We start from the raw sequence: 568 nt of genomic DNA, 5'->3' as shown, positions 1-568 counted from the left end.
CATCTAAGACTTCTCCATAGATAGGAAACCCTTGTGCTGTGGTTCCCATTCCGATTTTAATTTGCGGTAGATCAGGTCGATGATCCTTGGAATAACCACGTACAATCTTCACAAGATCCGCCTCTTCTTTCGCCTCCCCTGTATACACCAAAGAAGTTGTATCAAAATGAAGATGATCCCAGCTTAAGTCGGATACTGCTTCGCGAATCCCTTGAACAGCCTGGATATAAACCTCTTGAAGCCCCGCCGAATGGAGGGCATCTAGTGCTCTTCCTAATGCATCATCATTAAAATCACTAGCCTTTCTTTCCGGACCAAATAATAATTCAACATCTTGCCGTTCATAGAACTCCTCTACCTTGTAAAGGGCTTTTCGATCCGTCAATTGATTAATGATCAACGTAGCGATACGTGTGCCGACAGATACATGGCAATCTTCCTTTTTAACAGGAGAGAGCTGATCGATTCGATCGATGAGTCCTAATTTGTCTATTAATTGACGAATAACAGGAGCCGATCCGACTCGACATACTTGAAAGTCAGGAATCTGCGGAATTGGATTATTCAT

At 43.0% G+C, this 568-nt stretch carries 1 protein-coding gene; it reads right to left on the bottom strand.

From position 1 onward, the window contains the following. A partial coding sequence (locus MUB24_RS23870) for an IS1634 family transposase (protein ID WP_244708098.1) occupies nucleotides 1–568 on the bottom strand: 568 nt, incomplete at its 3' end.

The organism is Lederbergia sp. NSJ-179 (assembly GCF_022867885.1).
GTDB lineage: Bacteria > Bacillota > Bacilli > Bacillales > Bacillaceae_C > Lederbergia.
Note: the sequence above shows the minus strand (reverse complement) of the source record. Positions and strands in the feature narration are given on the sequence as shown.